Origin of the sequence: Pseudanabaena sp. 'Roaring Creek', from assembly GCF_001402795.1 — a bacterium.
Classification (GTDB): Bacteria; Cyanobacteriota; Cyanobacteriia; order Pseudanabaenales; family Pseudanabaenaceae; genus Pseudanabaena.
On sequence record NZ_LIRE01000274.1, the window covers coordinates 1 to 14708 of the forward strand.

At 43.4% G+C, this 14708-nt stretch carries 7 protein-coding genes; 2 read left to right on the plus strand and 5 right to left on the minus strand.

Going from position 1 to position 14708, the window contains the following annotated elements; genetic code table 11:
- Positions 1 to 119: 119 nt before the first annotated feature.
- Together AC805_RS09430 and AC805_RS09435 are read right to left on the minus strand one after the other, a co-directional pair.
- The gene (locus tag AC805_RS09430) at positions 120 to 2774 is read right to left on the minus strand and encodes a cation-translocating P-type ATPase (protein WP_055075195.1); all 2655 of its coding nucleotides are present in this window, start codon (positions 2772 to 2774) and stop codon (positions 120 to 122) included.
- Positions 2775 to 2930: 156 nt separating this feature from the next.
- Positions 2931 to 3629: a VIT1/CCC1 transporter family protein gene (locus AC805_RS09435; RefSeq protein WP_055075196.1), complete on the minus strand. Its 699-nt coding sequence runs from the start codon at positions 3627 to 3629 to the stop codon at positions 2931 to 2933.
- Positions 3630 to 4521: 892 nt separating this feature from the next.
- On the opposite strand from AC805_RS09435, the gene AC805_RS09440 reads away from it, so the two are divergent.
- Positions 4522 to 5421, plus strand: coding sequence for a branched-chain amino acid ABC transporter permease (locus AC805_RS09440; RefSeq protein ID WP_055075197.1), 900 nt, complete (start codon positions 4522 to 4524; stop codon positions 5419 to 5421).
- A 157-nt stretch (positions 5422 to 5578) separates the two neighbouring features.
- On the opposite strand, the gene AC805_RS09445 is transcribed toward AC805_RS09440, so the two are convergent.
- The 3 genes from AC805_RS09445 to AC805_RS25525 form a co-directional block, all read right to left on the minus strand.
- Positions 5579 to 9223 (minus strand): response regulator, encoded by a 3645-nt coding sequence (locus AC805_RS09445; protein WP_055075198.1) that lies wholly within the window; start codon positions 9221 to 9223, stop codon positions 5579 to 5581.
- A 122-nt stretch (positions 9224 to 9345) separates the two neighbouring features.
- The gene (locus AC805_RS09450) at positions 9346 to 12738 is read right to left on the minus strand and encodes a methyl-accepting chemotaxis protein (protein WP_082429453.1); all 3393 of its coding nucleotides are present in this window, start codon (positions 12736 to 12738) and stop codon (positions 9346 to 9348) included.
- A gap of 384 nt (positions 12739 to 13122) precedes the next feature.
- Positions 13123 to 13320, minus strand: coding sequence for a hypothetical protein (locus AC805_RS25525; RefSeq protein ID WP_156341364.1), 198 nt, complete (start codon positions 13318 to 13320; stop codon positions 13123 to 13125).
- A 37-nt stretch (positions 13321 to 13357) separates the two neighbouring features.
- On the opposite strand from AC805_RS25525, the gene AC805_RS09455 reads away from it, so the two are divergent.
- Complete coding sequence (locus AC805_RS09455) at positions 13358 to 14419, plus strand: 1,9-bis(guanidino)-5-aza-nonane synthase (protein WP_055075200.1); 1062 nt, start codon at positions 13358 to 13360, stop codon at positions 14417 to 14419.
- Positions 14420 to 14708: the final 289 nt, after the last annotated feature.

The window sequence follows — 14708 nt, forward strand, 5'->3', positions numbered from 1 at the left end:
TAAGACATAAAACCCAGAAGAGTGTTGCGGCGCGAAGCGCCGCAACACTCTTCTGGGTTTTGTTTTTGTCCTAACATAACTGGCTACTGCTATAAATGCTTAAGGAGGGGACAAACTTTTTAGGAATCGCCTAATTTCCCTTTGAATACCTCAAACCAGATGACACTGACAATGCCAGACAATAAGGCGATCGCTAAATCCTCAAAATGGAGATAGTCAAACTGGAAGAGTTGTCTCAAAAATGGAATATAGAGAATTAGTCCAAGAAATAATACACCACCGCCAATAATCCACCAGATCGCGGGATTAGGGACTCGTATCGTACTGATGATCGTTTTAGTCCATGAACGATTGGTCAGAATCATCGCAAGGTTAGAAACGATCAATGTCGTAAAGACTAAACCCCTCGCATCACAAGCTCCTGCACTACAAAGTTTAACATTGGGGGCGTAGTTACCATGATAGTAGGCGATCGCATAAACCATCACTAATACAACTAAGACACTCAAGCCTTGGAAAAAAGCTATTTGTAATGTGCGCTTATCAAAGAGCGGTTCCTTCGGATTGCGGGGCGATCGCTGCATGATATTGGCTTCGGCGGGTTCGGCTTCAAAGGCGATCGTACAGGCGGGATCGATGATCAGATGCAAAAAGGCGATGTGAATGGGCAGAAGCACCAGCGGCCATTTCATGAAAATCGGTACTAAAGAGATACCCGCGATCGGAATGTGAACGGCGAGGGTATAGGCCATCCCTTTCTTGAGATTATCAAAGATGCGCCGACCGAGCTTGACCGATCCGACAATTGAATTAAAGTCGTCATTAAGCAGAACCAGATCGGCAGATTCTCTAGCGACATCAGTACCTCTTTCGCCCATAGCGATCCCAATATGCGCGGCTTTAAGCGCAGGGGCATCATTGACACCATCACCTGTCATGGCAACAATTTCACCGCTTTGTTTGAGTGCATTCACGATCAACAGTTTTTGTTCGGGTACAACGCGGGCAAAGATATTCGTGCTGCGAATGCGCGATTGTAATTGTTCTGCGGACATTTGTTCTAATTCAGAACCCGTGATTACTTCACCACCTGATAGCCCAATTTGCTTAGCAATATTTTGCGCCGTAGAGGGATAGTCACCCGTAATCATCACCACGCGAATTCCCGCCTGATAGCATTCCGCGATCGCAGGGGCAACATTAGAACGCACTGGATCGGCTAAACCAACTAGCCCAATAAATTCAAAATCAAAGTCATGCTGATCGCTGGGTAAAGAACCATCGACAGGATGAATATGACGCGAACTGTTTGCTGAAAGTGCTCCCTTAGCTACACCTAGCACACGCAGTCCTACCGATGCCATGATGTTAACTTGAGTTGCGAGATCGGCGATCGCTTCCGAGCTTAAGTGGCAGAGATCCGCGATCGCTTCGGGTGCGCCTTTAGCCGCGATTTCTTTTTCAACTCCTTGACTTTCACCACCTTGACTTTCACCACCTTGACTGGTTTCCCAGACACAAGACATGGCTCGTAATTCTCCCGACAAGGGATATTCACGTAAAATATCCCAATCATCATGAAGGTGTTCTGTGCCCGTGAGTAATTCTATACCCACCAATTTGAGAGCCTTTTCCATGGGATCGAAGGGATCTTTGCGACTGGCAAGAATTCCATATTCGATCAAACGATGGAAGTCTTCGGGCAGAACTTCCCGTTCGTGCAAAGTTAGATCGTAAAAGGCGGGACATTGAGATTCCTTTTGATAAACAAATAACTGCTGCACGGTCATTTGATTAATCGTCAGCGTACCTGTTTTATCAACACAAAGCACTGTTGCCGCTCCGAGGGTTTCCACGACGGGAATACGCCGAGTCAAAACATTTTGTTGCGAAAAGCGCCATGCGCCTAAGGCTAAAAAGATCGCTAAAACCACAGGAATTTCATTGGGCAAAATTGCCATTCCTAAAGCTAAGCCTGCTAGTACTCCATGCAGCCAATCGTTGCGTGTAATTCCATAAATCACTATTGCGACAACACAAATAGCGATCGCAATGACGGTCAGTTGCTTGACAATGCGCCTTGTTTCCTTTTGGAGTTTCGAGTCTTCTTGTTTGATCGTTTGTAAAGCCTTACCGATTTTGCCCATTTCGGTCTTCGAGCCAGTGGCTTGCACTTCGATGATCGCCTGTCCTTGGACGGCTAAAGTCCCCGAATAAACGTAGGGCAAATCATCACCACCAGCGCGATTAATTGGTACGGGTTCGCGATCGTCAAGGGCAATCTTTCTTACGGGTACTGATTCACCTGTGAGAAGGGATTCGTCAACGGTGAGATGAGTTGACCATAGCAGGACACCATCCGCAGGTATGCGATCGCCTTCCGCAATTACAATCAGATCGCTACGTACTACTTCTCGACCTGCTATTCTTTTTCGCACTCCATCACGAATTACTAGAGCGCGAGGACTAGAGAGATCTCGTAAAGCTTCGAGGGATTTCTCGGTTTTCTGCTCTTGGTAGAGATTAATTACCACAATAAAAAAGACGAAACCTAGTAATATCAATGCTTCTTGCACATCCCCCAAAAAAAGATAAATACCACCACAACCAAGCAATAGTAGAAAGATGGGTTCACTAGTAATTTCGAGAATGATTCCCAAAATATTGCGGCGATCGCTTGACGGTAACTCGTTATATCCCTCAGTTTGCAGGCGTTGGCTAACTTCCTGTTCTGATAGACCTGTTAATTCTTGGGGGTTCAGTACAGACTTCATATAGATCCTATTGTTGAAAATTAACAATCTCAATCGAATTCTTGTAGCTGGTTTAGTTGAATTACTGGCATTATGTGGAAGCTTGTAAAGCCCTCACCCTTTGTCCTTCTTTTGCGGGAGAAGGACAAAGGAGATGAGGGTTCCACGTAACATCAGTTAGTGAGAAATAGCTTTTGCAATAAAGAAAGCCGCAGCCGCAGCAATGCCACCAATTAACACAGTTTGAACGGCACTACGGATAGGGGTAGTTCCTGTAAATCTTCCCTTGACATAGCCAAAAGCAGCAAGGGCAATATGGGTGACCACAATAGAAACTAGGAAAGCACTATTCAAATTACGCATAAATATGTAAGGAGATAGGGGGATCAGACCTCCAACCATATAAGCAATCGCGATCGTCATTGCACTTGTCAATGCGCGTTTGGGATGGGGCTTTTCTAAGCCCAATTCAAAACGCATCATAAAGTTCACAAAGCTGTCGGGATTTTTGATGAGTGTCTTGGCAATAACTTCGCTTTCTAGTTCAGAAACGCCATAGGATTGGAAGATATCCATAACTTCTGACATTTCAACCATAGGCACTTCACTCACTTCTAAATATTCGCGTTCTAGTTCGCTTTGGTAATGTTCGGCATCGGTCTTTGCCGCTAGATACCCACCTAGTCCCATCGCGATCGAACCTGCCACAATTTCGGCAAATCCTGCTGTAACCACGATCGCTGTTGATGCAACTGAGCCTGACAATCCCGCTGCTAGGGCAAAAGGAACTGTCAAACCATCTGACATGCCAATGACAATATCTCGGATGAATTCACTTGACGAGAAGTGATATTCATAGTGTGGCTTATTTTGCATCTTAATTAGAAATCAGCTAGAGAATATTTACAAAATGAGAATTACAAAATGAGAATTACAAAATGAGAATTACAAAATGGGAATTACAAAATGGGGAGGTCTTTCCTTGAGATTCACCGATGAGAAAAATAGAACTTCTATTTTTCTCATCTAGTGTATCCCGATGGCTAAACGAAGTCGAAGCCTCTTTGAACTCATTTCAGTTCGCTATATTAAGTAGTTCAGCATAATTAAAAAGCAAAACCAGAGAGAGTACCGCCCGCTACTCGGGCGGTACTCTCTTCAAGGTTTTAAGTTTACTTAGCTACTTACAGTTTTATAACAGTTAGTTCGGATTTACAACCTTGCAAATCTATTAATGAGAACTATCGTCTATAACTAACAGAAAAAGATAGAATTAATAGTTAACATAGAAATTGAAACCCCTTGTCAAACAAAGCATTTACAGTCTCAGATGGTAAAAATAATCGCTTGTAATTTTCATGGTGAACTAATTCAGCATATCCCTTTCCTAAAAAAACGTCAGTTCGGATTAAGCTGGCAAATTCTCAAAACCCAAGGTAAAGCCCAAAGTGAAAGCCTTGCTATGCAAGGCTTTTACTTTGGGCTTTGAGAAAGGGTTTGCGTAGCAAACCCTTTCTCAAAACCCGTTTCAAATTATCCTGAACTCACGTTAAAAAAGAAGAGGAATTATGAAGAGGAATTATGAAGTAAGCAGCTAAGCATAAGTAAACTGAAAACCTATAGCAACATACCCCCCAAAGATGAGTGGCGGCGCGGAGCGCCGCCACTCATCTTTGGGGTTTTGAAGGGTCTCTGCATTCTGGTTTATGGAATAATTGTTTAAATGGCGTTAATATGGATAGCTACAAAGTTCTGATAAATTTTTTTAATGCTGGAAGTCCTGCAATCAACCATTGATGGTATCGCTGTCGGAAGCATTATTGCACTCGCGGCAGTCGGTTTAACGCTTACCTATGGCATCCTACGTCTTGCTAACTTTGCCCATGGCGACATTCTCACCCTAGGCGCATACCTTGCCTTTCTTGCCAATACCACCCTCAAGCTCGATATTTGGTTATCGATCGCTTTTGGTAGTGCTATCGCGATCGCCTTAGTGCTCATATGGGAAAAAATCCTATGGCAACCCCTACGCGCCAAAAAAGCGACCGCAACGACTATGATGATCGTATCAATTGGCTTAGCTCTTGTGATTCGCAATGCGATCGTTTTAATTTGGGGAGCAAAACCTCAGAAATACAATTTACCAACTTTTTCAGCGATTAATGTATTGGGGTTAGAGATGACTCGCAATAAAATGGTGGTTATTGTGGCAGCGATCGCCATAATTGGGGGGCTGTATTACCTATTGCAAAACACCAAAATTGGGAAGGCGATGCGAGCCGTGGCGGATAATCCCGAACTCGCCAAGGTTGCAGGTATCGATGTTAACGCTGTCATCATCTGGACATGGGTAATTGCAGGAGGCATGACAGCTTTTGGCGGCAGTATGTATGGATTGATTACCAACCTCCGTCCCAATATGGGTTGGTTTCTAATTTTACCCATGTTTGCCGCCGTAATTTTGGGAGGAATTGGCAATCCCTATGGAGCGATCGCAGGAGCCTTGATTGTGGGGATTTCCCAAGAGGTGGCAACTACCTGTCCTGCGGCTTTAGGAGAGTTGCAAAAATACTGTATCGGGACTGACTATAAGCTAGGTGTAGGTTTAGTAATTATGATTTTGGTATTGCTCTTTAAACCCCAAGGTTTATTCAAAGGCACGATTTAATCAAGCCCTACAGCAATTACCGATCAAACGAACCACAAGGAAATTTTTGAAAGCGTTGCGAAGCAACGCTTTCAAAAATTTCCTTGGTTTGGGTTTAAGCGCAAAGCGCTGTAACATGTCAAAGGATGGCGGAGCTTTGCTCCGCTATCCTTGGGGATCAAGCGATTAGTTGTTTCAGCTTGTTGACTAATTCTTTTTCTTGGTAAGGCTTACTAAAGCAAGCATTTGCGCCTAATTCTAGAGCCAACTTTTGCCCATTTTCATTGTTCTTTGCCATCAGTGCAACTATTGGCAAATTGCGGAGATCGGTATCGGAGCGAACTGTCGATAGCAGCTTAAATCCATCCATTTGAGGCATCTCTAAATCAGTAATCATCACATCAAAATTCTGACTTAGGGTGACTTCCGTTTTCAACAGGGCTAGCGCCTCCTTTGCATTTTGGACTTGCTCGGTTACAAATCCAGACTTGGTAAGTGTCATCGCCAGATAGCGTCTGACATTCGCTGAAGATTCAACGATTAATACTCTAGGGTGCAATAATTTCCGAGGCGAACTCTTGGCGATCGCGTCTGTAAATAACCCCGAACTTTCTAGATTTTCCAACTTAGGCGATCGCTCCAATCGGTCGGCAATGGTTGTTACCTGCACAGGTAATTTAACAGGCGGCAATTCTGGGGATCTATCACCAGCACTAAAAAAGTCAGATAAACTACTCAAATTGTTTAAACCTACTGGATGCGGATGTGATAATTGCTCATTTTCCTTCGGAAGCGATCGCAAAAACTGGCTCGCTAATTCAGCAGGATTGAGTAGAGCCACCGCCTGATTATTACCCAAAATCACGCTTCCCAGAAAAATCTGAGGGAGTAGGATATCGCCTTCAATATGCTGGAAAGTCGCTTCTTGTTCATGCCAGCAACCATCTGACTGTAGGGCAAAGAAGTTATTTTCGTGATGAATTATCAGAAAGGAAGACGGATTACGACTAGATGACTGGGTTTCACTCCGATAGGGGTAACCCCAAGACTGACTCAACTCCGCACCTTGACTTAAAGTTTGACGACAATTGATCTGAAGAAGAGAATTAAGTTGGACAATTGGCAACACACGATCGCGCCATAGCAAGGTTTCTTTGCCTTCCAATGTTTGATTAAGGTCTTGATCCTCGATCGAAATTACTTCCAATACATTTTTACTGGAAATTGCTAAGCACATGCGATCGATATCAATCAGTAATACGCGCATCAAGGAAAGTAGGTTTGGCAACATCAAAGTAAATTGAGTCCCCTTCCCCCTCTCAGAATGTACGGTGATAGAACCACCAAACTCGCCAAGCTTAGCTTTCACATCGCTCAACTTGGCTCCTTGGGCAGAACTATTGATGAGATTGAAATCTGGCTCAAAAATCAAATTTGTTAATTGCTCATCTTTCATATCCACATCCGAAAATTCCGACCTATCCGTAACCGCGATCGCTTGCTCAAACTGTTGGCGAATCTTTTGCATATCAAGCCCCCGCCCATCATCGGAGACCTTGATTTGAATACCTTCGTCAGATTGAGTTGCCATGAGTTCGATCTTACCTTGTGGAGTCTTGCCCATCCGTTGGCGATCGTCAATAGACTCGATCCCATGATCGAGGGCATTACGAAGCAAAACTTCCATAGACTCAGCAACAACGGCAGCGATCGCTCTTTCCAGCCCAATTTCAGCCCCTTTGACAATCAACTCAACTTGCTTACCATTATGTAATGACAGCTCTCGCAAAATTCGCGGAAATTTTCTCACAAGGCTAGAGACAGGACATTTGAGAACTCGACGTAAATTTTTTCTTAAATGACAAATATCGTGACTCATCGCATCGGTCTGTTTGTCAGCTAGTTCGATGACATTAGCGATCCTAGCGATCGCCCCTTGGAGATTTGCGATCGCCTCAGGATTATCGTTCGCAAATTTAGGTTCTAACAACTGAAGGTATTTTTGCACCTCTCCCGACAACATTTGCATTTCTTCTAAATAAACATCAATACTCCCTTTACGCAACAATAGTTCTTCCGACAGATCACCCAGCAGTTCTACATGATTTAAGGGAAGCCGAATGGTTTCTTCATTGTCACTCCCATCACTTTGGGAAGCTTTTGCTTCGATTAAATCGACCCCATCGGTTTCTGGACTCATTTCATAGTTAGCGGTCAATGACAGATTTGTAAATTCTGCATAGGACATTTCGCGATCGCCCAAATCCAACTGAGACAGATCCTGCCAATCAGTGGAAGTATTATCAATATTATTATGATAAATTGGTGATTCCTCCAACGAGGTATCAATATCGGAAACGGAAAAATCCTCTCTAACTATTTCAGCATCAGCTAATGAAGCTAATTGGAAGTCCTGATCCAATCCTAGAGAATGGTCAACATCATCAGGAATATCATCACCCTGCTCCAAGGCTACAAAAAAATCGGTATTAATCAATTCGATAGAAATATTATGATCTTGCTCTTTATCCTGCTTTAGGGATGCGAAAAAATCGTTGGCAATCAAACCAATAGACATATCGTCATCGCCCATATCACTATCAGTCAAACCAATAGATATATCGTCTTGCTCTAAAGATTCAAAAAAATCGCTGGAGATTAAATCGCCTTCTAAAGATTCAAAAAAATCACCAGATATTGAGCGATCGTCCCCGTTATCAATAGCTTCAAAGAAATCGCTGGAGATCGAGATGTCGACATAATTATCTTCGATTAAATCAAGGCTAGGAAGCTCAGATGGAACTTCAAGTTCCCGCAATAGGGGAATAGAGGGATTTGCATGCCTAGCCTCAGGAATATCCTCTAGAACTATAGACTCTCTTGCGCTGATTTCCTGTGGCATGGGGTCATATTCATCGGAATCAGAATCATTCGCCAAGACTTCAAAAGGGGATTCCGTAAATATTTCTGCAAGAATTTCAGGCATGGGCAATATATTCTCGTCACCAATTGGAGTTTCTTTTCCTAAGTCACTAGAACCCTCAGAAACCCCATCTAGATCGTCATCTAGAATATCGATAGTATCCGAAGCATCCGAAAACAGGTCAGGAAACAAACCTTCTAATTCCCTACTGGCCATTGCTGAGATATTCTCAAATGGTTCGCTAGCATCAATGGCTAAGTCTTGATCCTCCTGAATGATCAGAAAACCATCCAAACCGTTAAGCTGACTGCTTATATTGATATTGCTTAGATAGGATGGATTGGCAAAATCCTCTTCAAAAGCATCATCCAAATCCGTCCTAAAATCTATATCGAATAAATGCATCCCCTCCGACGTATTATCCAAACCAAAAGGTTCGCTTTTATCCTTAGAGTTTATTTCCTCTAGAGTGTCAAATACTTCCAATTCTAATGACAGATCCTCATGGAGTTGCTCGAACAAGTCACATTGAATTTTCATCCAGTCTTTAGAGGTTTCGATCTCCAGACAGAACTCATTAATTATCTGATTAGCTACGCCAATTATCTCTAAAAGCAACTCCTTCGTAATCCAATCAACCTCAGAATGGCGATCGCGCAATAAATAAAACACCTCCTCGAAACGCCTAATTGTCTCCGCAAAAGCAGAGTTCGGCTGGCAAAAATCTGCCCGAACCGCGGCAGCTTGGAGCAATTTATTCGTGGCAATCAGACTGTCAATTTGCTCGCGAAAATTTGGTAAAGTCGAATCTAATTCCAGAACTTTATTTTTCATGTCCTGAGTGTGAACTTGAGATTCTTCAGAAAAGATTTTTTTCGGTTGAGGTAATATTTCAATCATAGGAAAAGTCGGTATATCTAACTTTGTTTATCTTCCGCCTTAAAACTCAGTAGTAATAAAGATCGATCGCTCAGGTAGACTCGATCGAGTTTGCATCATGGTTTTGCATTATGTTTTTTGCATCATGTTTTAAAATGAGTTAATGACTGTTGTAGTTCGCCAGAATACCGACGCGTTGCCTTAATAAATTTGGCAGCCTCCGATGAAGAAGCCAAGGTTCTCTTAGCCATATGAGAAATATCCTGCATCAAGTTCGCAACCCCCTCAGATGTTTGAACTTGGGATGATGTTGCCTCAGCGATCGCTACCATCAATCCATCAATTTGCTGTGAGATCTGCGCGATTTGTTGGAGACTATCCTTAGCGGCGATCGTCAATGTATTACTTTCCGAGATCTGATTGCTACCCGATTCCACTGCTGCCATTACAGCCGTAGTTTCGGTTTGGATATTACCAAGTAGGACTTCTACTTCTTTAGTTACCTCAACGGAACGGAACGCCAGTTCGCCAACCTCTTCAGCAACCATCGCAAATCCACTAACGCCATCTCCTGTCCGTGAAGATTCAAGCGTTGCGTTAATTGCGAGGAAGTTTGTCTTAATGGCAATCTCATTAATTGTCGAAATTGCCTTCGCAATTTTTTGGGATACAGTTCCCAATTGTTTGATTCGCTTGGCAGTGATCGAAACCGTGTTTTGTAATTCGCCGACCTTAGACATAACCGCATCCAGAGAGCGATCGCCATCCGATAGTTTCTCTGCTACCAGTTGTGATGATTGCACTACTCGCTGACTATGGTTGGCGATCGTATCTGCCGAAAGTTTCGCCATTTGGGCAGTATTAAGGGAGCGCGTCACTGTATCTAATTGTCTTTGCGAAATACTTGCGAGATTAGCGATCGCCTGCTCATTTTGTCCGAGGGAGAAATTAACTTGGTTAGTCGATGATTTCACTTGACCAACGATATTATGTAAACCCCGAATTACATCATCAAAGAATATAGCCACATTCTCTAAACTACCGTCAATCGACTTGGCGGAGACAGTAAGATCCCCTTCAGACAGAGCTTGGACATCCTTGAGCATCTTCATCAACTGCTCCTGAAGCTCTTCCTTCTGTAGGCGATAGCTCTCAGCTTCAGCATGTCTTTGGACGATCTCCGCTCGTACTTTTTTACCCAAATGCAATATTTTCTCGTCTAGTAAATCCTCATCTTTAACCTCTTGTTTTTCTTCTCTCGCCAGTTTTGCTAAGACTTTAAACAGTTTGACCACTTGCAATTGCAGGTGTTGTTTCTCCTGCTCCTGCTTTTGAATCATCGTCTGAAACTGCTCGGACATCCGATTAATACTGAAAGAAATGTCTGACAATTCGTCATTTCCTTCCACGCTTAAAGCCCCAAAGCTAGCATCAACATTCCCCTGCCTGAGATCTCGTAAAACAGCCCGAATATCTTTAAGTTTGGTACTTATGCGCCGCGACAATGCATAAATAAGGGCTGCGGCAAGTAAGGGAGTTGCGCCGATACCAATACCAATTACTAACAGTAGATTCTGGTTGCCTGCAATGACAGTGGCTTTGTCAACAGTTGTCAGTATGTCTAAAGTCAAGGATTCAGCAGCTTGGGCATTAGGAACAGGTGCATAGGCAACCATTTGGACATTGCGATCGCCCCTAACTAAATCCTTGGGATTCGCGGACTGTCCCGATCTCAAATCGGTTAATATCGCAAAATCTGCTAAAGCATCTTCACTGCCCGTAATTGGCTGCGAACTAGCAAAGTACTTATTAGCGCTATCAATCACATAAAAATTACCATTCCCAACCCCATTATTATTTCTGGCGTTAGTTAATTCATTCACCAAATTTTTCGTAGAAATTTCCACCTGTAAGATCACGCTAGCCTTTGGTGAACCAGCAAATTTAATTGGGGCAACCGCATAAAAGTAGGCTCCATTCTTGGTAACGATCGAATTACTAAGTTGCACTGTTTCAGTGGACTTTGCCCTATTAAGCGCTTTGGGATTAATAGTCTGCAGCGTTTTGGAATTAGCTGACTGAGCCAGTAATTCACCATTAATACTAAACAAAGCGATGCTTGTATATTCAGGATAGGCTTGACCGTAAAGATTAAGGCGATTAGTCAACTGCTGCTTATATTGACGTTGCTCAGCAATTGGTAGGGACTCAAGGGAAAGCAATTTATTGTTTGTCGGATTGGCTGGTTTGGGTGAATTGATTTGCCCTAAATCCGTCGATCCCAAGAGCTTCTGCAAGACCTCCACATCGCCCGTTTGCCCCTTGAGAAAGCTTTTTGTAGCATTGGCAAGGGCGATCGCCTCCGACTGTTGGGCTTGCTTAACCCTATTTAATAACAAGCTATCCCCGACTTGATAGGCAGCTATCCCTAAAGCGAGCGCAGGAATGGTGGCAATTAGCGTACCCCATAGAGTGATCTTTTGCCCCACGCTAGAGAATTTAAACATATCCTCCAAAGCGATCGCGGCAGTATCTTTCCCCTTAACGCGACTATTTTGAGATGATGTCCCCCAATCAAGAAATACGGAATCTAAATCCTTATTCTTTTCACCTTTATTTTCACCTTTACCTTTAAGGGTTGTATCCTGACTGTTACTTGATTGATAGCTTTTCTGAGTTTCACCAATCAGCCCATCGCCAATCAGCCCATCACCTATTAAACCATCGCCAATTAGTGCGTAGGAGGAAGATCGATCATTTAGGTCATCAATATCTTCCACAAGATTCTCTATATCGCCAAATATCAAGGGCTGATCTTCGAGCAGATCCTCTGGCTGTGCCAAAGGATTTACCTGTTCGCGATTCTGAGGTGCATTCTTAGATAGCGCAGCGATCGCAGGTGGGGGGGGGATCGTTCCATTCCCATTACTCGCACCCACGGCATTGGCTGTAAATTTTGATTTAGCAACCGGCTTACTAGGAGACGTAGCTAAGACCGTCAATTCATCTAAACCCGATTCATCTTCAGGATCGATTATGTAGGCAATACTATTAGCACTCGTCCCATTAGACTTAGGGTTTTTGTTACGTCCAGATTTTGGTTGCGAGTTTCGATTTTTCTGCTTAGCCCCTTCGAGCTTATCCGTTACTTGATCGCCAGTCCCCTGATCCACAGATCCTTTTGGCTTAGACTTTTGATTAAAAGTACTGAAAGTATTTGCATTTTCCTGAAGATCCTTAAGATCTTCGGGAGACTTGTTTTTCTTGGCAATATTAGCAAGCTTATTCTGAATTTGAGCAAGGGAAGTACTCGCCAAATCGAGTAGGTCAGGATCGTCAGTAAGGGTCAATACTTGTTGGTACTGAACCTTGGCATACTCAATCTTTCCTGCCTTACGAAAAGTTGCCCCCAACCAAATATGCAGCTTGGGATTGCGAGGATCTTCATACAACAATTCTGAGAACTGTTGCATTGCCTCTTCATACCGACCCTCTGCATAGGAGTGTAGAGCCGCCTGATACTGCGCTGTCATCATGATCGTCCCTGCATGAAATACGTCTATCTTGTTTCAAAAAGGAGGCTTAGTCTCTACAAGTCTCCTAGTACACAGTTAAACGCATTAACAAATAGATCCTCTAGCGCCATTTTGCTTGTGTTTATTAAAAAAAGTGCTATTGTATTTAAGGACTTGTTGCACTCAGTTATATAGAAATTGAAAAAGCTGGTTTTATTGCTTGGATGTGATTGGCTCCTCAACCTAAAGTTAGGAGAAAGACGCGAGTCTGATCCTACTCTTTCTTGGGACGATGCCTGTGAAGGACCTAGTATGTTCCGATCGACCTTCTAACTATCAGGGTTGTAACCACTGTTAACAGCCTAGGTCGATCGCTTCTCGTCATGGGGAAGCTTAAATATTTTTTCAAAACTGAATAGGCAGCAAAGAACTCCCTAGGGGTAGGATTTGTTTGTGTGTAATGGTGCTGGAGCCGATATCTTTTATCGAAAAGATTGATATGGGCTGTGAGTCATCATGGGCATAGATGAAAGTTTTACCTGATGCGTGAGTATGTAGTTTTGCTTGTTCTGTTATTGAAGTTTGCTCAAAATTTTTTCGCATACATCTACAACACATAGCATCTAGGACAAACAAAATCATGAAACGCGATCTACTTAAACAGACTGTTGAACATATTGACATCAAAGCTTTTGATGTTGTCGGATTGGTTGACGCAATGGCAAATACAGCATTCCAAGGTAGAAACCTCGGACGTGCAGCTCATATCTATGACGATATGATTAAAGATAAAGATTGCGCGATCATCCTTTGTTTAGCTGGTTCTTTATTTAGTGCAGGGCTGAAGGGAGTTATCTACGATTTGATCGTCAACAACATGGTTGACATGATTGTCTCTACAGGCGCAAATATCGTTGACCAAGACTTCTTTGAAGCCCTCGGCTTTCGTCACTATGTCGGTGATACCTTTGCTGATGATGCAGTCCTCCGCGAAAATGCCATTGACCGCATTTATGACACCTACATCGATGAAGATGAATTGCGCGTTTGCGACATGACGATCGCTGAGATCGCGAATTCTTTACCTCGTCGCACCTACTCTTCCCGTGAATTCATCCATGAAATGGGAGCCTATCTCGATAAGAACGCGAAGAACCGTCACTCGGTGGTATTGGCTGCCTACCAACATCAAATCCCTATTTTCGTTCCTGCTTTCAGTGACTGTTCCGCAGGTTTTGGACTTGTTCACCACCAATGGAACTCTCCTGAAGATCACATCAGCATTGACTCCGTACGCGATTTCCGTGAATTGACTCAATGCAAGTTGGCAAGCCCTCATACTGGTCTATTCATGATCGGTGGTGGTGTTCCCAAGAACTTTGCTCAAGACACAGTTGTTGCAGCGGAATTGCTTGGTTTTGAAGCAGCAATGCACAAATACGCAGTCCAGATTACCGTTGCTGACGAACGTGATGGCGCTCTCTCAGGTTCCACTCTGAAGGAAGCACATTCTTGGGGCAAGGTGGACATTGTCCAAGAGCAAATGGTTTACTCGGAAGCAACTGTAGCTCTTCCTCTCATCGCTGGCTATGTCTACGGTAAGCGCAACTGGTGCGATCGCGCTCCTCGTCAATTGGCGCAACTGTTCAACAAGCCCTTCGTTCCTAACTTCAGCAGTATTCCCACTCCTGTAGGCGTATAGCTCTTATTGTCAAGCTGTGTAGTTTCCAATACATGACAGCATCTTTCCTAAAACAGATAGAAAACATCCTGCATTGCAGGATGTTTTCTGTTTTATAGAATGGCGGCGCTATTCTATTTTTGGGGGTGTGTGTCCTAATCTTGGCAACAGTTATAATTCGCTATAATTCGCATATATAGCAGTAGCCAGTTATGTTGGGACAAAAACAAAACCCAGAAGAGTGTTGCGGCGCGAAGCGCCGCAACACTCTTCTGGGTTTTATGTCTTAACTTATTTGGCTATAGCTATA